General features: G+C 70.9%; 14 protein-coding genes and 5 pseudogenes. 8 read left to right on the top strand and 11 right to left on the bottom strand.

The genetic code is table 11. The features are described from left to right. The first annotated feature begins 10 nt into the window (after window positions 1-10). From PV963_RS02895 to PV963_RS02885, 3 genes and pseudogenes are all read left to right on the top strand, one after another. The gene (locus PV963_RS02895; protein ID WP_274813986.1) at window positions 11-991 is read left to right on the top strand and encodes an FAD binding domain-containing protein; all 981 of its coding nucleotides are present in this window, start codon (window positions 11-13) and stop codon (window positions 989-991) included. Continuing rightward, window positions 988-3200 (top strand): annotated as a pseudogene (locus tag PV963_RS02890) (xanthine dehydrogenase family protein molybdopterin-binding subunit). The gene PV963_RS02895 and the pseudogene PV963_RS02890 overlap by 4 nt, the downstream one beginning before the upstream one ends. A gap of 137 nt (window positions 3201-3337) precedes the next feature. After that, complete coding sequence (locus PV963_RS02885) at window positions 3338-4489, top strand: XdhC family protein (RefSeq protein ID WP_274813985.1); 1152 nt, start codon at window positions 3338-3340, stop codon at window positions 4487-4489. Between the two features lie 23 nt (window positions 4490-4512). Here PV963_RS02885 and PV963_RS02880 read toward each other — a convergent pair. Continuing rightward, a pseudogene (locus PV963_RS02880) lies at window positions 4513-5399 on the bottom strand (helix-turn-helix domain-containing protein). Between the two features lie 249 nt (window positions 5400-5648). Here PV963_RS02880 and PV963_RS02875 point away from each other — a divergent pair. From PV963_RS02875 to PV963_RS02865, 3 genes are all read left to right on the top strand, one after another. Then, window positions 5649-6287, top strand: a complete 639-nt coding sequence (locus PV963_RS02875; RefSeq protein WP_274813984.1) for a TetR family transcriptional regulator — start codon at window positions 5649-5651, stop codon at window positions 6285-6287. A gap of 572 nt (window positions 6288-6859) precedes the next feature. Next, a complete protein-coding gene (locus PV963_RS02870) occupies window positions 6860-7816 on the top strand; it encodes a hypothetical protein (RefSeq protein WP_274813983.1) in 957 nt (318 codons plus the stop codon). 130 nt (window positions 7817-7946) lie between these two features. After that, window positions 7947-8342, top strand: a complete 396-nt coding sequence (locus tag PV963_RS02865) for a nuclear transport factor 2 family protein (RefSeq protein ID WP_274813982.1) — start codon at window positions 7947-7949, stop codon at window positions 8340-8342. 110 nt (window positions 8343-8452) lie between these two features. Here PV963_RS02865 and PV963_RS02860 read toward each other — a convergent pair whose 3' ends face one another. The 7 genes and pseudogenes from PV963_RS02860 to PV963_RS02835 all read right to left on the bottom strand — a co-directional run bounded on the left by PV963_RS02860 (window position 8453) and on the right by PV963_RS02835 (window position 16769). Next, window positions 8453-8821, bottom strand: a complete 369-nt coding sequence (locus PV963_RS02860) for a winged helix-turn-helix transcriptional regulator (protein WP_274813981.1) — start codon at window positions 8819-8821, stop codon at window positions 8453-8455. Between the two features lie 82 nt (window positions 8822-8903). Continuing rightward, window positions 8904-11428: pseudogene (locus PV963_RS02855) on the bottom strand (ABC transporter permease). A 64-nt stretch (window positions 11429-11492) separates the two neighbouring features. Further along, window positions 11493-12263 (bottom strand): ABC transporter ATP-binding protein, encoded by a 771-nt coding sequence (locus tag PV963_RS02850; RefSeq protein ID WP_274813980.1) that lies wholly within the window; start codon window positions 12261-12263, stop codon window positions 11493-11495. Between the two features lie 195 nt (window positions 12264-12458). Then, window positions 12459-14075 carry an MDR family MFS transporter gene (locus tag PV963_RS02845; protein WP_274813979.1) on the bottom strand — a complete coding sequence of 539 codons (1617 nt, stop codon included), beginning with the start codon at window positions 14073-14075 and terminating at the stop codon, window positions 12459-12461. A gap of 88 nt (window positions 14076-14163) precedes the next feature. Next, on the bottom strand, window positions 14164-14487 hold the full coding sequence (locus PV963_RS43520; protein WP_342456357.1) for a glycosyltransferase: 324 nt from the start codon (window positions 14485-14487) through the stop codon (window positions 14164-14166). 281 nt (window positions 14488-14768) lie between these two features. After that, a pseudogene (locus PV963_RS43515) lies at window positions 14769-15371 on the bottom strand (glycosyltransferase); the annotation flags it as partial. A gap of 75 nt (window positions 15372-15446) precedes the next feature. Further along, complete coding sequence (locus PV963_RS02835; RefSeq protein ID WP_274813978.1) at window positions 15447-16769, bottom strand: UDP-glucose dehydrogenase family protein; 1323 nt, start codon at window positions 16767-16769, stop codon at window positions 15447-15449. Between the two features lie 290 nt (window positions 16770-17059). Between PV963_RS02835 and PV963_RS02830 the strand changes: the two genes are divergently transcribed. After that, on the top strand, window positions 17060-17725 hold the full coding sequence (locus PV963_RS02830; protein ID WP_274813977.1) for a TetR/AcrR family transcriptional regulator: 666 nt from the start codon (window positions 17060-17062) through the stop codon (window positions 17723-17725). Window positions 17726-17740: 15 nt separating this feature from the next. On the opposite strand, the gene PV963_RS02825 is transcribed toward PV963_RS02830, so the two are convergent. The 3 genes from PV963_RS02825 to PV963_RS02815 form a co-directional block, all read right to left on the bottom strand. Next, window positions 17741-18367 (bottom strand): NADPH-dependent F420 reductase, encoded by a 627-nt coding sequence (locus tag PV963_RS02825; RefSeq protein ID WP_274813976.1) that lies wholly within the window; start codon window positions 18365-18367, stop codon window positions 17741-17743. A 164-nt stretch (window positions 18368-18531) separates the two neighbouring features. Beyond that, the gene (locus PV963_RS02820; protein ID WP_274813975.1) at window positions 18532-19389 is read right to left on the bottom strand and encodes an MBL fold metallo-hydrolase; all 858 of its coding nucleotides are present in this window, start codon (window positions 19387-19389) and stop codon (window positions 18532-18534) included. 428 nt (window positions 19390-19817) lie between these two features. After that, entirely contained in the window at window positions 19818-20615 is a 798-nt protein-coding gene (locus PV963_RS02815) for a helix-turn-helix domain-containing protein (RefSeq protein ID WP_274813974.1), read from the bottom strand. 234 nt (window positions 20616-20849) lie between these two features. Between PV963_RS02815 and PV963_RS02810 the strand changes: the two are divergent. Next, window positions 20850-21871, top strand: a pseudogene (locus PV963_RS02810) (zinc-dependent alcohol dehydrogenase family protein). Window positions 21872-21874: the final 3 nt, after the last annotated feature.

The following is a 21874-nucleotide window of genomic DNA, read 5'->3' as shown; positions in this document are numbered from 1 at the left end:
CACGGCCCCCATGCATCCCTTCTCCTACACCAAAGCCGCCGACACCCGGCAAGCCCTCGACGCGGGCCGTGACGGCGGCCGCTACATCGCCGGCGGCACCACGCTGGTCGACCTGATGCGCGAGACCGTCGAACGCCCCCGCACGCTGGTCGACATCAGCGGTCTGCCGCTGCGCCACATCGTGGTCACCCGGCGCGGGGGCCTGCGCATCGGCGCGCTGGTGCGGATGTCCGAGGCCGCCGCCCACCGAGGGGTGCGCGCTCTGTTTCCGGTGATCTCGCAGGCGCTGGAGCTGAGCGCGTCGGCGCAGCTGCGCAACATGGCGACCATCGGCGGCAACATCATGCAGCGCACCCGGTGCACGTACTTCCGTGATGTGACGGCCGCCTGCAACAAGCGTGAGGCGGGCTCCGGTTGCGCTGCCCTGCACGGCGTCAACCGCACCCACGCCATCCTCGGCACCTCCGACGACTGCGTGGCCACCCATCCCTCCGACGTCGCCGTGGCCTTCGCCGCCCTGGAGGCGACCGTGGTCCTGCTGGGGCCGGACGGCGAGCGGACCGTGCCCTTCGCGAACTTCCTGCTCAAGCCGGGCAGCACACCCGACCGCGAACAGGCCCTCCGCCGAGGTGAGTTGATCACCGCAGTGGAGATTCCGGCCCTGCCGCGTCCCCTGAAGTCGGGTTACCTGAAGGTGCGCGACCGGCAGTCCTACGAGTTCGCGCTCACCTCGGCGGCCGTCGCCCTGCACATCAGCGGCGGGGTGATCCGCCAGGCGAAGGTGGCCGCCGGAGGCGTGGGCACCGTGCCGTGGAAGCTGCCCGCCGTCGAACGGGAACTCATCGGCAGGCGGCCGTCCGACGACCTGTGGACCAAGGCCGCCGAGCGGGCGGCGGCCGGGGCCAGGCCCCTCCGGCACAACCGTTTCAAGGTCGAGTTGCTCAAACGGACCGTCGAGCGCCAACTGCGCGTCGTAGGAGGTGGCAAGTGAGCCAGCAGCCCCAGGCAGCCGTCGGAGCGCCGCTGTCCCGGGTGGACGGACGGCTGAAGGTCACCGGCCAGGCCAAATACGCCGCCGACCACGACCTCGACGGAGCCGTCCACGCCGTCATCGTCGACAGCAGCGTCGGCCGCGGACGGATCACCGGCATCGACACCCGCGCCGCCGACGCCCAGCCCGGCGTCCTGGGCGTCATCAGCCACCTCGACAAACCCGCACTGGCCTACCGCGACAACCCTGGCGCCTGGCTGGACCCCTTCGTCGGTGAACGGCTGCACGTCTTCCAGGACGACAGGGTCCGCTTCTTGGGGCAGCCCGTCGCCGTGGTCGTCGCCCGCACACTGGAGGCCGCCCAGCACGCCGCGGACCTGGTGAAGGTCTCCTACGACGCCGAGAAGCCGTCGACCGACATGGCGGCATCCGGAGTCCGGGAGAACGACCCCCTGCCGCCGCAGAACTACGTGCGCGGCAACCCCGAAGACGCCCTGGCGTCGGCGGAGGTCAAACTGGAGGGCACCTACCGGCTCACCCGTAACCACCACAACGCACTGGAGCCGCACGCCACCATCGCCCGCTGGGACGGCGACAAGCTCACCGTGTGGGACAAGAGCCAATGGGTGGTGGGCGCGCGGGACGAACTCGCCGCCGTGTTCGGCATTTCGGCGGAGAACGTGCGCGTGATCTCGCCGTTCGTCGGCGGCGCGTTCGGCAACGGGCTGCGTACCTGGCCGCACACCACCATCGCGGCCCTCGCCGCCCGCCAGATCCGCCGCCCGGTCAAACTGGTCCTGACCCGCGAGCAGCTGTACTACGGGGTGGGCTACCGGCCCGCCTACGAGTACGGGCTGCGCCTGGGCAGCACCCGGGGCGGACGCGTGACCGCGGCGATCCACCGGATACGGGCCGAGACGTCCTCGTACGAGCACTACGTCGAGGGCGTGATGAACCCGGGGCAGATGCTCTACGCCACGCCCCACGTCCGCCAGGCGTACCGGACCGTGCCGCTGGACGTGAACACACCGACGTTCATGCGGGGCCCCGGCTGGTCCAGCGCCGCCTTCGCCGTCGAGTCGGCCATGGACGAACTCGCCCACAAGACCGGCATCGACCCGATCGAGCTGCGGCTGCGCAACGAACCGCAGGAGGACCCTGCCAACGGCCTGCCCTGGTCCACCCGGCGCCTGAGCGAGTGCCTGCGGACCGGAGCCCGCGAGTTCGGCTGGCACCGGCGCAACCCCAAGCCCCGCTCCCGGCGGGACGGCGACTGGCTGATCGGCATGGGCATGGCCAGCGGTATCTACGACACCCTGCGCATGCGGTCCGAGGCACGGGTCAGGCTGGACGCCGACGGCACGGCCCTGGTCCAGGCGTCGACCAGCGACATGGGCCCCGGCACCTACACCTCCATGACCCAGCTCGCCGCCGACGCCCTCGGCCTGACCATGCGCACGGTCCGCTTCGAACTCGGCGACTCCACCTTCCCGGCGGCCCCGCCGCACGGCGGCTCGCAGACCATGGCCGGCGTCGGCTCCGCCGTCCAGGACGGCTGCGACAAGCTGCGACAGGAGGCGATCAAGCTCGCCGTCGAGGACGAGCGGTCACCGCTGCACGGCGTCGACGCCGACGACATCGTGGTCCGCGGCGGCCGGCTGCACGTCAAGGGCAACTCCGCGCGCGGGGAGACCTACCGGCAACTGCTTGCGCGTAACAGCCGTACGCACCTGGAGACGCGCGGGACCTTCACCCCGAGCGGCGACGACCGGTACTCCATGAACGCCTACAGCGCGGTGTTCGCCGAGGTGGCCGTCGACCGGCGGCTGGGTCTGGTGCGGATGCGGCGCATGCTGGGCGTCTACGACGTCGGGCGGATCATCAGCCCCAAGCTCGCCGACAGCCAGGCCCTCGGCGCCATGGTGGGCGGCATCGGGCAGGCCCTGCTGGAGCACACGGTCACCGACCACCGCGACGGCCGGATCGTCAACGCCGACCTCGCCGACTACCTCGTCCCCGTCAACGCCGACGTCCCCGACCTCAAGGCGATCTATCTGGACGGGAGGACCTCCACGCCGACCCGATCGGCGTCAAGGGCCTCGGCGAGATCGTGAAGGTCGGGGTCGCGCCGGCCATCGCGAACGCGGTCTTCAACGCCACCGGCCGTCGCGTCCGCGACCTGCCCATCACCGCCGAAGCCCTGCTCTGAGCCCCGGGCGGCAGGGGCCCCTCCCGCCACCCGGGCGGGCCCCGAGAGCGTCCCACTGATCGGCCCGCCGCCGTGCCCTCGATCCCCCTACGCCGGCGCGGCGGCGGGCTTCCCAACCTCCCCCAGGAGAGCCACTCATGCTGAACATCGCGGACACGCTGTACCGCTGGTGCCGCGAGGCCCGCCCCTTCGCCCTGGCCACCGTCATCCAGGTCAGGGGCAGCGCACCCTTGCCACCCGGCACCGCACTGGCCGTGGGCACGGACGGCGAGGCGGTCGGCAGCGTCTCCGGAGGATGCGTGGAAGGCGCCGTCTACGAGCTGTGCCAACAGGTGCTGGAGACGGGCGAACCCCCGGTGCGGGCCTCGTTCGGCTACTCCGACGACGACGCCTTCGCCGTGGGCCTGACCTGCGGCGGGGAGCTGGAGGTCCTGGTGCAGCGGGTCGACCCCGCCGACCAGCCCCACCTCACCACCACCCTGGAACAGGTGTCGGCCGGTGTGCCCGTCGCCGTGGCACAGGTGGTGGACGGGCCGCAGCAGATTCTCGGCCGCACCCTGTCCGTCTTCGGTGGCGGCAGCGCGTACGACGGGACACTGGGCAGCCGACAGCAGGACCGTACGGTGGCCACCCAGGTCCGCGCACTGCTGCGGGCAGGCCGTACCGCCCGCGTCGAGGTCGGCGGGGACGCCGACACCTGCCCGGAGAAGCTGACGCTCCTGGTCCACACCCAGGCGGCGCCGCCCCGCATGCTGATCTTCGGCGCCGTCGACTTCGCCGCCGCCCTCAGCCAGGCCGGACGCTTCCTCGGCTACCACGTCACCGTCTGCGACGCCCGCCCCGTCTTCGCCACCACTCAGCGCTTCCCACACGCCGACGAGGTCGTCGTCGACTGGCCCCACCGCTACCTGGAGGCCACGGAAGTCGACGCCCGTACCGCGATCTGCGTCCTCACCCACGACGCCAAGTTCGACATCCCCCTGCTGCGCCTGGCCCTCGGCCTCCCGGTCGGCTACATAGGCGCGATGGGCTCCCGGCGCAGCCACGAACACCGCCTGGAACGTCTGCGTGAGACCGGCGTGCCCGAAGAGCACCTCGCGCTCCTGCACTCGCCGATCGGACTCGACCTCGGCGCCCACACCCCCGAAGAGACAGCGATCTCCATCACCGCCGAGATCATCGCCCACGTCAACAACGGCACCGGGCTGCCCTTGTCCCGCGTCCCCGGCCCCATACACGGTTCCGTCCCGGTGGCCGGGATGTCACCCTCCTCGGTACTGGCCGCATGACGGCGTGACATGCACCGGGTAGATCAGCGCAGCGGCTCCATTTCCCAACTGGCCAGCATCCGCAGGGCTTCCTCCGAGCGGGAGCCCGGCTCGGCGTGGTAGGTCATCAGCCGCATGGGGGCGCCCCCCGGCAGCGTCACGGGCTCGTGGACGAGGTCGAACTCTCCCACGAGCGGGTGCCGCATCCGTACGGGCTCGCCGGTGCTCGGGCAGCTCACCTCGTGCCGTGCCCACAACCGCCGGAACTCCTCGCTCTTCTGCGACAGCTCCTGGATCAGCGAAGAGAGGTATGAATCCCCGGGGCTCTTGCCGGCGTTCATGCGCAGCACGCCGGCGATTCGCAGAGCCCTATGGTCCGGGTCGGCGAAGCGGTCGCGCGCCTCGGGCGAGAGGAAGAACAGCCGGGCCACGTTGCGCTCCTCGGGCGGCAGTTGGTCCCAGTCCCCGAAGACGGCGGTGGCGAGCCGGTTCCACCCCAGGATGTCCAGGCGTCGGCCGACGACGTAGGCGGGTACACCGAGCGCGTCGAGCAGGTGCTGGACGGTGGGCCGCAGTCGCTGCGGCGAGGGTGCGGCCTGCGCCGTGCTCCGACGCTCGGGCTGAGCCAGCCGGACCAAATGGTCACTCTCCTCCTGGCTCAGGCGCAGGGCGCGGGCGACGGCGTCCAGCACCTCGGCCGACATGGTCTCGCCGTAGCCCTGCTCCAGGCGTGCGTAGTACGCGTACGACATTCCCGCCAACTGCGCCAACTCCTCGCGCCGTAGTCCGGGAACCCGCCGCCGCCCGTACGAGGGCAGGCCACGTCCTCGGGCCTGAGCCGGGCCCTACGGGAACGCAGGAACTCCCTCAGCTCAGTACGCCGGTCGAGTCCGGACGTCACCTGGTCACCGTGCGCCCCGTCTGAAGACATCTCTGTCCCCCAGTTGTCAAACGTGCCTCGCTGATGCGGGGCAGCGTACAGCATCGAATCTGCGACTCACTTTGATACTGAGTCTCAGCCTGCGGGTGGCCGCCCACGGCGAGGCGATCCTTCGGGGCGGACCCACGCGCCGTCGAACAGCGGCGGGGTGTCGATCGTGGCGGTGGTGGCGGTGACGGACCGGTGTCACTGGGGTTTGATACTCGGTATCAAATTGAGCCCTCGCTGTACCCTTCTGGCATGTCCGAGACCGCCCGTGCCGCCGCCCAGTCCGCAGGCAAGCCGCCCGGCTTGCGTGAGCGCATGCGTGCGACGGTTCGGACGGAAGTGGTCGAGGTGGCGCACCGGCTCTTCACCGAGCAGGGGTTCGACAAGACGACCGTCGACCAGATCGCCGCCGAGGTGGGTCTGTCGCGCGCCAGCCTGTTCCGGTACTTCGGCACCAAGGAGGAAATCGTCCTCGGGCGCCTGGCGGAGTCCGGTCGCCGGATCGCGGAGGCGCTCGCCGCCCGCCCCGACGACGAGCGGCCCTGGGAGGCGCTGCGCCGGTCCTTCGATGTCCTGACGCGGATGAACGAGCAGGCACCCGAGCAGGCACTCAGCTATCTGCGCATGCTCCAGGAGACCCCGGCTCTGCGTGCCGGGCACCATGAGAAGCAACGGAGCTGGCAGGAGCTGCTGGTGCCGGAAATCGCCCGGCGACTCGAGGCCAGCCCCGACCGGCCGGAGGACACCAGGCCGAGCGCGCTGGTCGCCGCCGCGCTCGCCTGCCTGGACGTGGCCGCCACGGGGTGGGTGGCTTGCGAGGGCGCTGTTCCCCTGGCCGCGCTGCTCGACCGGGCGATGGGCGCGCTGGAGGAGCAGCCAGGCCCCGCGTGAGCGTAAGGGCCTTACGCGCCGGTGTGCCTGCGCCACGGTCCACTCCCTCGACCTGACCGGCGTTCAGCCCGGACGGCCGTGCGCCGGCCGTCGCCGACACCACGTCGTCACACACGGCTCGCTGCGGCTGCGCTTCACCGTGTGGGACGTGGGCGAACACCGGGTGCGTACGGTCCTCGACACCTCCGGCGCGGCCGGCCGCCCGGCCACCTCCAGTACGTCGATCCGGAGTCGGAAAGGTCACCGGACGGGCGCTCGCCTTCTCGTCCGACGGCAGCACTGTCGGACCTGCCCACGCCCGGCGACGAGATCCGGTCCCTCGCCTGCGCCGAGGACGGTGGCACGGTGTACGTCGGTGGCCCCCACGTGCCGTCCAGCTTCTGACCGTCGCCCCTGTGTCAATAGCGTAGGAAAAGGATGCAACCAGCGGAAAAGGGGCGGGGGTTCGATTTTTCAGAGGGCCGTGTGGGTCGCTGAAAAATGTCTCTGACCTGGAAGATCACTGACCAGAACGACCGCGGCGTCCGTCGGCCGCGTCCGCGAATCCCCTCAGTCAGGTTCTGGTCTCACTCATGCGCACTCACACTCTTGTCCCCTCCCTTCTGCTGCTCGGCGCCCTCTCCTTCGCGGCGGCCTGCTCGCCCGGAACGTCCGGGTCCGCGGATGCGGCATTCGCCCGGCCCGGTTCCACTCCCGCCCCCTCCCCCGTCCGAGGTGCCGACCCGTCGAAGATCAAGGGTCTGGAGATCGTCAGCGACAACAGTGAAGACAAGTCCTGCCCCTTCGCGACGAGCTACCCCGACGTGCCCGGCGCCGAGGCGATGACGGCAGCGATGAAGAAGTACGTGGAGCGGCGCCTGGCCTCCTTCCGCTCGGGCTCGGCGGTATGCGAGGACGGCACGGGCAGCGCGGAGGGCATCGAGCTCAACATCAGCCACCGGTTCCTGGTCGCCTCCGGTGACGTCCTCGGCGTCCGGCTCAGCACCCATGACCCCAGCGGCGCCGGGTCCGGGCAGTCGGCGACGACGTACTGGTACGACGGCAGGGCGGGCGCGTACCGAACGGCCCTCGGGCTCGTCGCCGAAGGCTCCCGGGGCGCCTTTCTCGGCGCCTTGAAGGACCGGCTCAAGGGGCGCGAAGGCGTGGATGCCGCCTCCCTCGACGACACGTTCTCCGCCCCGGACTCCCGCGCCGCCGCCCTGGATGACATGGCGTTCACCGCCGACGGCGGACTGCGGGTGACCATCGACCAGGGCGACGTGAGCGCACCGGCCGCCGGCGCCTTCACGGTGACGCTCTCCAAGGAGACGGTCACCCCCTGGCTGTCCGCTTTCGGGAAGCGTGTCCAGCGGCAGACGGTGGCGCCCAGCCGTTCGCTCGACCTGGGCGCGACGCACATCCCCACGCCGGCTGTCCCCAACCACACCGCTTCCGGCGACGACGACACCGACTGCAGGAGGCTCAGGTGCCTCGCGCTGACCTTCGACGACGGCCCGGCGGTGCCGGAGGCCGCGACCCTGCTGACCTAGCTGGCGCGCCGGGGGAAGGGATGTGTTGTGACGTGGGTCACACGATCCCAATAGTTACCTTGAGGTGACTGGTTACCGATCGTAAGTATTGGCAGCACCAGGGAGAACGCAGGTTCAAGGAGTGAGTGTGATGACCGGTACGAACGTCGACATCGCCCGTGAGTACTTCCAGGCTGTACAGCAGGGTGACCTGGCCAGGGTGGGTGAACTCCTCGACGAGGGGATCGTCTGGCACCAGCCCGGCGCCAACCAGTTCTCGGGCGAGCGGAAGGGGCGTGACGCCGTCTTCGCGATGCTCGGCGGGATGATGCAGACCAGCCAGGGTTCCTTCGCGATCGACGCCGTCCATACCCTCATGGGCAACGACGACATGGTGGCGGCCGGCATCCACTTCTCCGGTCGGCGCGACGGCGCGTCGATGAGCATGGACGGCGTGGACGTCCTGCGTGTCAGGGACGGGAAGATCGTCGAGATGTGGCTGTTCTCCGGCGACCAGGCGGCCGAGGACGAGTTCTGGGGCCGGTGAGCCCGCCGGGTTCTCCAACCGGCCCGCAGCGCCGCGACGCATCGAGGCCTTCCCGACCGCCGGTCGGGAAGGCCTCGTGCCGTCGATGGCCGGGGAAGCGCTTGGAGGCGTCAGCGTTGGGCGTCGTAGGCTTCGCGTGCCGCGAGTACCGCGTTGATGTGCGCCTCGGCCCACTGGCCCAGAGCGCGCAGGGGAGCGTGCAGGGTCTGTCCGAGGGCGGTGAGTTCGTATTCGACCCTGGGCGGGATCTCGGCGTACGCGTGGCGCGCGACGAGTCCGTCGCGTTCGAGGTCCCGCAGGGTGTCGGTGAGGACCTTCGCGCTGATCCCGTCGACCGTGGTGCGCAGGTCGCCGAAGCGCATCGGGCCCGGGCCGAGCGCGATCACGATCATGGCGGTCCACTTGTTGGCGATCCGGGCCAGTGAGGTGCGCGACGGGCAGGTCGCCGTGAGCACGTCGAAGGCTGGGTGTTGCGACATGCGTCACGCACCTCCGCTGGTTACGCTGGAGTGATTAGTTACCAATAGTGAGTATAGGGGGAGCCCGCCCCCGACAACCGGCCTACTCGGCCTTGATGGCGTTCAGCATGTCGAGCTTCGCGGCGCTGCGCGCCGGCCACATCGCGGCCAGGACGCCCACGAAGGCTGCCAGGACCAGGAAGATCCCGATCCGGTCCCACGGGACGACCAGCGCGTACTTCGGCAGATCGCCCTTGGTGGTCTGGCCGATCGCCCAGCCCAGGAACGTGCCGAGGGCGACGCCGACCACCGCGCCGAAGACGGAGATGACGACGGCCTCCAGGCGGACCATCCGCTTCACCCGGGGACGGTCCAGGCCGATCGCCCGCAGCATGCCGATCTCCTGCTGACGCTCGAAGACCGACATGGCCAGGGTGTTGACCACGCCGAGCACCGCGATCAGCAGCGCCATCGCCAGCAGCCCGTACATGATGTTCAGCATCATGTTGACGGCGCCGCCGAGTTCGTCGCGGATGTCCTTCTGGTCCATGACAGCGACCGCCGGGTTCTTGCCGAGGGCGCTGATCAGTGCCTTCTCGTTCGCGTCGCTGGGGCCGCCGTCCATCTTCACGAAGATCCGGGAGATGTACGGCTGTGCCTCGTGCGGGGTGACGACCTTCGTGTCCACCAGCACCGAGGAGAGCACCGCCCCCTCCTCGTAGACGGCGCCGACCTTCAGTGAGCCCTTCTTGCCGTCCTCGAACGTGACCGGCACCGTGGCACCGACCTTCCAGCCCTGCTCGGTGGCCGTCTTCTCGTCGACCGCCATCTGCCCCTTGCCGAGCGAGCTCAGCGAACCGTTCACCACATCGATGTCGAGGACCCGCTCGACATCGCCCGGCGTGACGCCCGTCGCCGGCACGAAATCGTCCTTGACGCGGAAGTACGCCGACTGGTCCGGCGAGAGGGCCGAGACACCCGGCGTCCTGTCCAGCGCGGTCAGCGCGGACCGGTCAAGGCCACCGGCGGCGGCTGTCTCGACCATGTAGTCGGCCTTGATCTGCTCGGTGGTCGCCCGGTCCAGCGCCGCGCCCATCGAGACGCCCAGCACCGACAGGCCGGTGACCAGCGTCAGACCGATGGCCAGCGCGGAGGCGGTGGCGCCGGTTCGGCGCGGGTTGCGGACCGCGTTCTGCCCGGCCAGCTTGCCGGCCACCCCGAAGGCACGGACCAGGAAGGGCCGTACGAGCGCGATGACCGGGCGGGACAGCAGCGGGATCAGTACGATCACGCCGACCAGCGCGAAGAACGCACCGCCGCCGATGATCTCCCGGCCCTGCTCGCCGATCGCGCACCCGCCGTGATCAGCGCGACGCCGAGCGCGGTGACAGCGGCCCCGATGGAGTTGCGTACGACCAGCGACTTGGTGGTCGCCACCGCGTGGACACTGTTCATCGCCGCCACCGGCGGGATCTTCCCGGCGCGGCGGCCGGGCAGCCAGGCCGCGAACATGGTGACGAGGATGCCGACGGCGAGCGCGGTGATCAGCGGCGTCGTACCGATGACCAGGGGGCCGGCCGGCACCTTCATGTCGAACGCGGCCATCCCCGAGCGCAGCCCGGCGGCCAGGGCCACACCGAGTCCGAAGCCGACCACGGAAGCGACCAGACCGACCAGACCGGCCTCGGTCAGCACGGAGCGGGTGATCTGTTTGCGCGAGGCACCCACCGCGCGCATCAGAGCGAGTTCCCTGGTGCGCTGGGCGACCAGCATGGTGAAGGTGTTGGCGATCAGGAACACGCCCACGAAGAGCGCGATGCCCGCGAAGCCCAGCAGCATCTGGTTGAGGCTGCTCATGTCCTGCTCGATCGTCCAGGCCTGATCCTCGGCGAGCGTGGCGCCCGTCTGCGCCTCGGAGTTCTCGGGCATCAGCGGCTTGATGGCGTCGAGGATCTTCTCGTCGTCGGCGCCGGGCGCGGCGGTGACGGTCACGTCGTGGAAGTGGCCCGGCTTCAGGTAGAGGCGTTGGGCGAGGGAGGTGTCGAAGAGGACCAGGCTGCCGCCGACGCTGACGGCACCGTCGTCGGTGGTGAAGACACCGGTGAGCCTGAACTCCTTGACCGGGCCGTTCGTGGCGACGCGCACCTTGTCGCCGACCTCGTACTCGCCCTTGGCGGCGGTGTCCCTGTCGAGTGCGATCTGGTCGTCCCGCACCGGGCCGGCGCCGTCGGTGAAGTCGTAGGCGGGGTCTTTGCCGTCCTTGCCGGGGGCGAAGTTGGAGCCCGTGTTGGACCAGTCGGCGCCGATGAGCCTGCCGTCGGGGTCGGCGACCCCGGCGAAGCCGTTCACCCGTCCGGTGACGGAGGCGACCCCGTCCAGTTCGCCGATCCTGTCGAGCGTCCGCTGGGACAGGCCCGTCTCCTGTCCGGTGTCGCTGTCGACGTAGGAGGTGATGCCGACGGCGACGTCGTCGTAGCTCTTGGCCGACTGTTTGCGGAAGGCGTGGGAGAGGGTGTCGGTGAAGACCAGCGTGCCGGAGACGAAGGCCACGCCGAGCATCACGGCGAGCACGGTCATCAGCAGCCTGGCCTTGTGCGCGAGCACATTGCGCAAGGCGGTACGGAACATGAGTTGCGGGTCCTGGGGTGGGTGTCCGGTGGCGTACGGGGAGGGGCGCTGCGCCCTGGGAGGCTCAGCTGGTGCGGCCCCTGCCGTCGAACTCCTTCATGCGGTCGAGCACGCCGTCCGCCGTGGGCCGGAGCATCTCGTCGACGATCCGGCCGTCCGCGAGGAAGATCACGCGGTCCGCGTAGGAGGCGGCCACCGGGTCGTGGGTCACCATCACCACGGTCTGCCCCAACTCCCGTACGGAATGGCGCAGGAAGCCCAGCACCTCGGCGCCCGAGCGCGAGTCCAGGTTTCCGGTCGGCTCGTCACCGAAGACGATCTCGGGGCGGGAGGCCAGCGCGCGGGCCACGGCGACACGCTGCTGCTGGCCGCCGGACAACTGCGCGGGCCGGTGATCCAGCCGATCGGACAGGCCGACCATGTCGATGACCTTGCGCAGCCACTCCCGGTCGGGCTTGCGGCCCGCGATGTCCATGGGCAGCGTGATGTTCTCCAGGGCCGTCAGGGTCGGCAGCAGGTTGAACGCCTGGAAGATGAAACCGATCTTGTCCCGCCGCAGCCGCGTGAGCTGCTTGTCCTTGAGCGAGCCCAACTCGGTGTCACCGATGCGGACCGAGCCGCCGCTGAAGGAGTCGAGGCCGGCCACGCAGTGCATCAGCGTCGACTTGCCCGAGCCCGAGGGCCCCATGATCGCGGTGTACTCGCCCTGGTGGAAGTTCACGGTGACGTGGTCCAGGGCGATCACCCGGGTCTCGCCCTGTCCGTACACCTTGGACAGATCCGCGGCGCGTGCGGCCACCGCGGTGGCGCGGCGAGCGGTGGGTGTGGTGATCACGAGGGGGCTCCTGTCGGGAACTGTTCTTCGAGGACCCGTCCATCGTCCGCGCCCGTGATCCGCGGGGCGTCCCTCCACATGCCCGTTTCCGGGGACGGCCGAAAGTGTGAGCGAGGGCCGGCCCGTCCCCCGGAAGTATGACGAGGCCCCTCCTCAAGAAGGGGCCAGGACCTGACATACGACGTCGTCTGGACGCTACTCGTCGGCGAGCGTGAGGTCAGGAACCCGCCAGGCCGCCAGCGCGAAGGCGGCCAGGGACACCGCGGCACCGGTGAGGAAGACGGTGCGCATCGAGGTGACGTAGCCCTCCAGGAACGGCAGTGCCGCGCTCGGGTCGAGGGTGCGCAGGAAGGCGGAGTCCTCCAGGTTGACGCCGCCGCCGGGGCGGAGGACGCCCGTCAGGGCGTGCGCGTTGTCGGGCCGGGCGAGAAGGTGGCGGTAGGCCGGGTCGTGGCGGGCCTCGGCCAGTCGGTCCGCGATGCTGCCGGCCGCCGTGGTGAACAGGATCGACAGGAACGCCGCGGTGCCGACCGTGCCGCCGTTGGAGCGGAAGAAGTTGACGGACGCCGTCGCCGCGCCCATGTCCGTACGGGGCACCTCGCACTGCGCGAGCGTGGTGAGCGTCTGCATCGACGCACCGAGTCCCGCGCCCATCAGAGCCATGCCGAGCGCCGGATGCCACAGCGGGCTGTCCACGCGCAGCGTGGCGAACACGAGCATCGCGGCGGTGAACGAGCCGACACCGGCGACGAGATGGACCTTGAACCGGCCGGTCCGGGCGATCATCCGGCCCGTCAGCAGCGTCACCGCGAGGTTCGCGGCGACCGTGGGCAGCGTGGCCAGGCCTGCCGCGATGGGGCTCATGCCGCGCACGAGCTGGAGGTAGAGCGGCAGCGTCGTCATCGCGCCGAACATGCCGATGCCGACGACGAAATGCAGCCCGACGCCCAGCCGGAAGGTCCGGATGCGGAACAGGCGCGGCGGCAGCAGCGCGGCGTCGCCCGACCGTCGCTCGACCACGACGAACACCGCAAGTCCTGCCACGCCGATCGTGTACATCAACAGGGCCCGGGGCGAGTCCCATCCCCAGACGCGGCCCTGCTCGGCGACCGTCAGCAGCGGCACCAGTCCCACGGCCAGGGCGAGCGCCCCGGCGTAGTCGAGCCGGTGCCGCACCCGCCGGTGCGGGAAGCGCAGCACGCGCATGATCGCCACCGCGGCCGCGGCGGCGAGCGGCACGTTGATCAGGAAGATCCACCGCCAGCCGGCTATGCCGAGCAGGTCGGCCCGGTCCGCGAACGCGCCGCCCACCAGCGGGCCGACGATGCTGGCGCCGCCGAACACGGCCATGAAGTAACCCTGGTAGCGGCCCCTTTCGCGCGGGGTGGTGATGTCGGCGACGATCGTCATCGCCAGCGACATCAGACCGCCGCCGCCGAGACCCTGCACGGCGCGGAACGCCGCGAGTTGATAGATCGACGTGGCGCATCCGCACAGCAGCGAGCCGACGGTGAACAGAGCGATCGCGGCGAGGTAGACGGGCCTGCGGCCGTGGATGTCGGAGAGCTTGCCGTACAGCGGCGTCGCGATGGTGGCGGTGATGAGATACGCGGTGGTCACCCATGCCTGGGCGGTCAGCCCGTGCAGGTCGTCGGCGATGGTCCGCAGCGCGGACGAGACCACCGTCTGGTCCAGCGCCCCCAGGAACATGCCGAGCACCAGCCCGGACATGACGGTGGTGATCTGCCGGTGACTGAGCCGCGGGGGCATGTCCCCGGCCGCGCCCTGTTCTTGGGTGTCGGAGAAGGTCACGTGTCGTCCTCGGGGGTGGGGGCGGGTACGGCTCGCGGGCGCGGGCCACCCCGGAGCTCCGGAGCGACCCGCGCCGGGGGCCGGGGGGCTAGCCGGCGATGCCGGCCAGGTCACCGACCGCCTGCCCGACCTCCGGCAGCGTCAGCATCGCCAGCTGGGCCGACCGGGCCCGCGCCCGAGGCTCGGGATCGGCGAGGAGTTTGCGGCACACGTCGGCGATGCCGGCCGCGCTGCGGTCCGCGATGTGACGGCCCAGGCCCAGCTCCTCCACGCGCTCCGCGTTGGCGGGCTGGTCCCCGAAGTGCGGCAGGACCGCCAGCGGCGTGCCGGTGCGCATGGCCTCGCGGATGCTGTTGAAGCCCCCGTGGGTGACGAACAGGTCGACCGACTCCAGCAGCAGCGGCTGCGGCACCCGCTCGGTGACGTGGACGTGGCCGGGCAGCCCCTCGGTGTCCACCGGCACCCGGACGTCGACACGACCACCGTGCAGTCGTCCAGCTCGGCCGCGGCCCCCACGATCGCGCGCAGGCTCTCGGTGCTGTCCGGCAGTTGCACGGGCGGAGGCGTTTCCCGGTCCGCCATGCGCGCACGTATCCCAGGCAGGGCGGTACCGATCGCGGCGTACACCAGCGGCCGGTCCGTGGGCAGTCCGGCGGCCCACTGAGGCAGCACCCCGCCGCGCTCGACGTCCACCGTCTGCCGGTAGGCCCACGTCTTGGGCAGGTGCCGGGCGAAGGAGAAGGCGGGCGGCACGTAGTCGACCCGGCCGTGCGGTACGACGGACAGCGGGTCGTCCCGGACGGGAAGTCCCAGCTCCTCGCGCCGCTCGTTCAGCTGCGGCAGCACCTCGGCGGGGTCCAGGATGTTGCTGAACCCGGAAGGCGTCGGCAGTTGCGGCACGCCGAGCAGTTCGGCGGTGAGGACCGCGCCCATGTCCATGCCGTCCCGCAGGATCACATCGGGCCGGAAGTCCCGGGCGATGGGGAGCAGGACGTCCAGGTGCGGCTTGACTCCCGACCCGGCCAGGTGGCGCATCAGCAGCCGGGTCAGCGCCGCCGTCGGCTCCGTCAGGTCGGGGGTGTCGCCGAGCTCGGCGAGGTACGGGCCCATCGCGGCGAGCGGATCGAACTCCGGTAAAGCGGCGTTCACTTGTACGTCGTCGTCACGGAAGACGGGGACGAGGGCCTCGGTGGTGACCACCAGCACCTGATGCCCGGCCTCGGCGAGGGCGCGCAGCAGGGGCAGCTGAGCACGCCCGTGGGAGGGACTCCCGAGCGTGGTGCACAGAACCCGCATGGGTGAGCCTTTCTCTTGGGATTCTTCTTCGGAGGGAAGAAAGGAAGGGGGCAGGGGGGCGGGGGAGCACAGGTGTCACGCCACCCGCGTCGGTACCTCCGCGCGCCCGATGCCGTGACAGGTCAGCCCGGCCCGCGCGAGCCGGTCCGCGTCCAGCAGGTTGCGGAAGTCGTGGACCTCCCGGCCGGCCATACGAGCGGCGATCGCCGCCCAGTCGAGGTCGCGCAGCTCCGGCCACTCGGTGAGGACCAGACAGGCCGCCGCCCCCTCCGCCGCCCGCACCGGGTCGTCGGCGAGGTCGACCAGATCACTCAGGTCGGGCCGCTCCTCGCGCAACGCCGGGTCGTACGCCGTGAGTTCGGCGCCGCGCTCGCGCAGCAGCCGGGCGATGGAGAGCGCGGGGGAGTCGCGCAGGTCGGAGGTGCCGGCCTTGAAGGTCAGGCCGTACAGGGCCAGCCGTACGCCGTGCAGCGAGCCGTCCGTGCCGCGCCCGCACGCGGCGGCGACACGTTCGACGAGCTGCTGCTGGTGGGTGACGTTGGTCTCGATGGTGGCGCGCAGCAGGGGGAAGTCGACGCCGGCCAGTTCGCACACGGTCAGCAGGGCGTGCGTGTCCTTGGGCAGACAGGAGCCGCCCCAGCCGGGCCCGGGCCGCAGGAACGCGGAGCCGATGCGCGGGTCCCGGCCGATGCCCTCGGTGACGTCGTTGATGTCGGCGCCGAAGCGTTCGCAGACGGTGGCGAGGTTGTTGGCGAAGGACAGCTTCATCGCGAGGAAGAAGTTCGCCGCGTACTTGGTCAGTTCGGCGCTGGCGGCGTCGGTGAGCACCAGCGGCGCGTCCAGTCCGGCGTACAGGTCGGCCACGCGCCGGGAGGCGTCCCGGTCGGCGGCGCCGATGACGATCCGGTCGGGGTGCAGGAAGTCGTGGACGGCGCGGCCCTCGCGCAGGAACTCCGGGTTGCTCACCACGGCCACGTCGTCCCGGTCGAGCAGCGCGGCGACGCGCTCGCACGTCCCGACGGGCACCGTCGACTTGTTGACGACGACACAGCCGGGCGGCAGCACGTCGCGGATCTGCGCGGCGACGGCCTCCACGGCGGCGAGATCGGCCGCGCCGCCCGCCCCCATGGGCGTGGGCAGGCACAGGAACACCACCTCGGCCTCGGCGACGGCGGCCGCGGTGTCGCCGGTGAAGTCGAGCCGGGCCGCGTCCAGGGCGTCCCGGACGGTCTCGGGCAGATCGGGCTCCAGGATGTCCACCCGGGCCTCGCGCAGCCGCTCGACCTTGTGCGGGTCGGCGTCCGCGCACACCACAGAGTGCCCCAGAGAGGCCAGGCAGGCGCCGGTTGTCAGTCCGACGTAGCCGGTTCCGATCACGGCGACGCGTCGAGCAGGCACAGAAGATCACCTTTTCCGGTCGGTGGGGGTGCCCGCTTGCGACGGTCGAGGGACGCGCGAGGGCGCGCTCGACCGCGTCGTGCGGGCGGACCTGGAAGGGCCGACTCCGTCGTACGGCCCGGGCAGAGCCAGGACTCAAGTCACCAGTCGTTGACGTGAGTCAGGTATCGCATGCGGCGAGAATGTAAGTCAACGATTGATGACATCGATCGGTGACTTTGAGACAGCCGCCACAGACTGGAACATGGGCGGACGGCGGAAGCGCCGAAAGGACCACGGAGGTGCGGTACGTGACCGGAGTACACAACGGCGAGGCGGCCGAGGAGGTGGCCCGCCGGCCCGGCCGCAAACGCTCGGCCTCGGCGACGCGCACCGCGCTGCGGGCCGCCGCGTCCTTCCGATTCGGCAAGTACGGCTACGAGGGCACCAGCGTGCGCGACATCGCGGGCGACGTGGGCGTGGACGCCGCCCTCGTCTACCGCTACTTCGGCTCGAAAGAAGCGCTGTTCAACGACGTTTCGAGCTCCGGAAAGATGTTCGAGCCGCTGCTGAGCGAGCCGGTCGAGGCGATACCCGACTGGTTCTGCGCGCTGCTCATGGGGCAGCCGAAGGAGGGTGACTTCCCGCATCCGGTGCTCTCCGTGCTGCGGTCCTCCGGCCGGGACGAGGCGGTGGCGCGGCTGCGCGCGGACTTCACGGAGGTGTTCTCCAAGCGCCTGGCCGCCCGCATCGACGGCCCCGACGCCGACCTGCGGGCGGAACTCCTTGCGGCCTGGATGCTCGGCACCAGCCTGATGCGCACGGAGATCCGCCCACCCGCCCTGGTCTCGGCGCCGGACGCCACGCTGGAGCGGTACCTGCGCGCGGGCATCGAGGTCCTGCTGGGGCCGGCGCCGGAAGACGGCGACGGGGCGACCGGGGACGAGGACGAGGAGCGTTCCGTCGGCGACAACTGACGGTGCTGCAACCTGTCAGGCAGACGGGCGGGCGACGACGTTGATGTTGAACGTATGAGAACCCAGACCGCCCACGATGCCCATGAATAGCAGGGCGAAATGCTCCTGTCCGCGCGCTGTGCCGATGCCGCCGATGTCGAGCTGGGACGACGGGGGCCAGCCGAGATCGGTGAGCAGTCGGCCGGTGGTCCGTTTGGCTTCGGCGTCGTCGCCGGAGAGGAAGACGGTGCTCGGGCCGTCCAGTTCGCCCGGGGCTACCATCACCGTCGAGTCCATGGTGCACAGCGTCTTCACGACGGGGGTCAGGGGAAAGGCTTCCTGGATCTGTTCCCCAAGGCTGCTGTTGGGGTGCGAGAGCTCGGTGAAGTCGTCGGAGAGACCGACCCCGACATCGATGAGCAGGGTGCCGGCCAGTGCCGGTGCCCCGATGGAGTGCAGGAGTTCCACGGAGACGGTTCCCGGGGTGGCGTTGACGAGTACCTCCGCATGGGCGGCTGTGTCGTCAAGGCTCGCCACGGGGAGGCCGAGGCCAGCCCGTTCCTCAGGTCGGCGTGAGCCGAGGAGTACGTCGTGCCCCGCGGCGCTCCAGCCGTGGGCCAGTGCTCGGGCGACGTTGCCGGTGCCAAGTAGTCCTAAGCGCATGGGTGGGACGCTAACTGCTGTCCGGGGGCCGGCGGATCGGACCTCGGGCCGAGTGGGCGGGGCACCAAAGGCCTAAGCAGTTCGTTTGGATCAGTAGGTCGTTGGTCCCGGTGTGCCGTCGGCAACAAACCGTCGTCGACCTCGACGGCACTCATGGGCCGTGATCACGCCGAGAGGAACGGCTCCGTCAGATGCGGCGTCGCCAGGTGCAGGGTGGTGGCGGTTTCGTGGCCGAGCATGCGCTCTCTTGAGTGCCTGGCCGCCTCGGGGTCGGTCTCGTGCGCGTAGGCGAGCTCGGGGTGGAGCAGTTGGAGCGCGTGCACCAGGAGATCGCCGGTGACGAGCGCCAGCTCGCGCCCGTCGGCGACCAGCACGCTCTGGTGTCCGGGCGTGTGACCGGGCGTGGCTACCGCGCGCCCGGTGCGCAGCGGCGTGTCCCCGTCGAGGAGCCGGAGGCGACCGGCGGCCGTGAGCGGGTCGGTGAGGGTCTCGCGAAGCTGCGGGTTGAGCGCGTCGAGGGCGTCGAACTCGGCCCGCTGGAGCAGGTATTCGGCGTTCGGGAAATAAGGGCGGCGGCCGCCGGCCGAAGTGTCACCGTCCACCGCGCGGCCCGCCGATGGCACGGCCGCCTCGGTCACGACCGCCCACCCGACGTGGTCGGTGTGCAGATGTGTGAGCACCACGGTGTCGACTTCGGCCGGGTCGATGCCCGCGGCGGCGAGCGACTCGGGGAGCACACCGGGCACGGGCGCCCACGAGGCGGCCGGGCTGTCCGCCGGACCGATCCCGGCGTCCACGACGGTGAGGCCCTTGTCGCCGCGGATCACGTACGCGCGGAACTGGAGCCGCCAGCGGCCCTCCGCGTCGACCGCGCCCGGGTCGTAGCGGTCGGCCTCGGCCCACTGAGCGGCCGTGGCCTCGGGGAAGGCCTCGGCGCGCGGGGAGAAGAACGGGCCCTCGCCGTCGGCGAGGGCGATGATCTCGGTCGAGCCGATCCACAGGCGGGGAACGATGAGGGACATGGCCGCGATCCTGCCATCCCTTCCACGCGGGTGGTGACTCGCCCCATGCCGTGATGATCTCGATGTGGACGAGGTGATCTCTCAGATGAACAGTGGGCCCGGCGTCGGAGAAGCTCGCCGACTTCTTCGGCAAGCACCTCGGGCCCGGGTGGCCGGACGGGCGGGCAACCGGGCCCCGTTGCCGTGCCGCGGGGTCAGGCGGCGCAGACGGGCGGGGATGTCCGCGCCGCCCAGGAGTCCGGAGAGGCATCCGGCCACGAACGCGTCGCTCGCGCCGACCGGATCGACGACGTCGACGCCGAGCGGCGCAGTCGCTCGCCCTGTCGGCGGTGAAGCTCGTCGCGCCGCGTGCGCCCCGCTTGACCACCACCTCGCCGACGCCTGCGGACAGGAGGCCGTCCACGGCCTCCGACTCGTCCACCGAGCCGTCACCAACGCCGCCTTCGCCGTCGCCACCCGGGGCGACCGGGAGGGCCTTCCGACGCCGGACGCACTCGGCCTGTCCGACCAGCCGGACGGCACCACCATCCGCATCTGTGGCCGACTCTTCGAACTGCGCGACGCCATCGGGCCGGTCCAACTCGCTGGACCGGGTGTGCCATGGACGACGGCGTCGCGGACCCCGTCGGCCGTTTCCGGGCAGGACTGCCTGTGGGCCGCGATGTGGGGGTCAGCACGGTCCGCGTAACGAGGGCAACTGGATAGGGTAATCCGATTGCTGGAGTGGCCGGTATGACCCCTGGCGCCCAGAACCCCGACGGTCCCGCCGCCCAGCCGCAGATGTCGCTGAAGAAGGCGCGGGCGAGCTGGTCGGTGGCGAGCAGATCCAGACGGCCGTTGACGACGAACGCGGCCCCGGTGGTGATGGCGTCCAGGGTCCACTGCAGGCTCTTGTGCGGGGTGCGCTGCCTGCCGGAGCGGGGCCGGGGGCGGGCGAGGGTGTCGGAGCCCTCGGCGGCCTGGGCCAGATGGAGCAGGTGGGCGCGTTCCGCGTCGTCGAGCTGGAGGACGCGGGCGACGGCTTCGAGCACGGCGGGTGAGACGCCCGCGAGGTGGCCGCGTTCGAGTTTGGCGTAGTACTCGACGCTGACGTCGGCCAGGGCCGCGACCTCGCTGCGGCGCAGTCCGGGGACGCGGCGCCGGGGGCCGGCCGGCAGTCCGGCCCGCGCGGGGTGATCTTGGCTCGCCGGGGTGAGGAACTCGCGGACTTCGTCACGGTTGTCCACAGCACGACCGTACGGCCGAGTCCGGCGGCTTGGGGTGTACTGCCAGTACACCCATCATCAGTGACTCGCTGCCCGTGCCACGGGCTGGTTCTCTGGATGTCGTGGCGCTTTCCGCTCCGCCGCCACCGGTGGCGCGGCCTGATCACAAGCGCCTCGGGCGGTGAGGTGACCCGCCCGGCAGGACTCGGCGCTGCGGGCGTCGGCACACAGCAGCGAAGGCAAGGAGACGCAGTCATGCGTGGCGTAGTCATGTACACGGCCGGTGATGTCCGGGTGGAGGAGCGTGCGGACCCGAAGATCGTCGAGCCCACCGACGCGATCGTCCGGCTGACCGCGACCTGTATCTGCGGGTCGGACCTGTGGCCCTACCGCGGGTCGAGCCCGCCGACCACACGGCCATGGGCCACGAGTACATGGGCGTGGTCGAGGAAGTCGGCGACGACGTGCGCAGCGTGAAGATGGGCGACTTCGTCGTCGGGTCGTTCGTGATCTCCGACAACACGTGTGAGATCTGCCGTGCGGGCTACCAGTCCGGCTGTGTGCACCGGGAGTTCGTGGCGCAGACGATCGGCACCCAGGCCGAGAAGGCCCGCATCCCCCACGCCGACGGCACACTCGTCGCCACGCCGGGGCAGCCGGACGAGGACCTGATCCCGTCGCTGCTCGCCGCCTCCGACGTGCTCGGCACCGGCTGGTACGGGGCCGTCGCGGCCGAGGCCGGACCGGGCAAGACGGTCGCGGTCGTCGGCGACGGCGCGGTCGGCCTGATGGCCGTCCTCGCCGCCAGGCAACTGGGCGCCGAGCGCATCATCGCGATGTCCCGCCACCCCGAGCGGCAGGGGCTGGCGCGCTTCTACGGCGCGACCGACATCGTCGCCGAGCGCGGTGACGCGGGCGTGGCCAGGATCAAGGAGCTCACGGGCGGGCTCGGCGCGCACTCGGTGGTCGAGGCCGTCGGCACCCAGGAGTCGACGATGCAGGCCATCGACTCCACCCGCCCCGGTGGGCACATGGGCTTCGTCGGCGTCAACTACGACGTCGCGATCCAGGGCATCGACCTGTTCTTCGCCGGCATCCACACCGAGGGCGGCCCCGCCCCGGTACGCCGCTTCCTGCCCGACCTGATCCAGCTCATCTGGGACCGCAAGATCGACCCCGGCAAGGTCTTCGACCTCACCCTGCCGCTGGAGGAGGCCGCGGAGGGCTACAAGGCCATGGACGAGCGGCGCGCCACCAAGGTGCTCCTGACGCTCTGATGG

Source organism: Streptomyces coeruleorubidus (assembly GCF_028885415.1).
Lineage (GTDB): Bacteria > Actinomycetota > Actinomycetes > Streptomycetales > Streptomycetaceae > Streptomyces > Streptomyces coeruleorubidus_A.
The sequence above is the reverse complement of the archived record's forward strand: the minus strand, read 5'-3'. Positions and strand labels throughout refer to the sequence as shown.

Excerpts from the sequence above, each read along its gene's own strand:
- PV963_RS02865 (WP_274813982.1), top strand. The coding sequence starts at position 7,947 with ATGACCGGTACGAACGTCGACATCGCCCGTGAGTACTTCCAGGCTGTA.
- PV963_RS02820 (WP_274813975.1), bottom strand. The coding sequence starts at position 19,389 with ATGTCCCTCATCGTTCCCCGCCTGTGGATCGGCTCGACCGAGATCATC.
- PV963_RS02875 (WP_274813984.1), top strand. The coding sequence starts at position 5,649 with ATGTCCGAGACCGCCCGTGCCGCCGCCCAGTCCGCAGGCAAGCCGCCC.
- PV963_RS02860 (WP_274813981.1), bottom strand. The coding sequence starts at position 8,821 with ATGTCGCAACACCCAGCCTTCGACGTGCTCACGGCGACCTGCCCGTCG.
- PV963_RS02825 (WP_274813976.1), bottom strand. The coding sequence starts at position 18,367 with ATGCGCTTAGGACTACTTGGCACCGGCAACGTCGCCCGAGCACTGGCC.
- PV963_RS02895 (WP_274813986.1), top strand. The coding sequence starts at position 11 with ATGCATCCCTTCTCCTACACCAAAGCCGCCGACACCCGGCAAGCCCTC.
- PV963_RS02885 (WP_274813985.1), top strand. The coding sequence starts at position 3,338 with ATGCTGAACATCGCGGACACGCTGTACCGCTGGTGCCGCGAGGCCCGC.
- PV963_RS02870 (WP_274813983.1), top strand. The coding sequence starts at position 6,860 with ATGCGCACTCACACTCTTGTCCCCTCCCTTCTGCTGCTCGGCGCCCTC.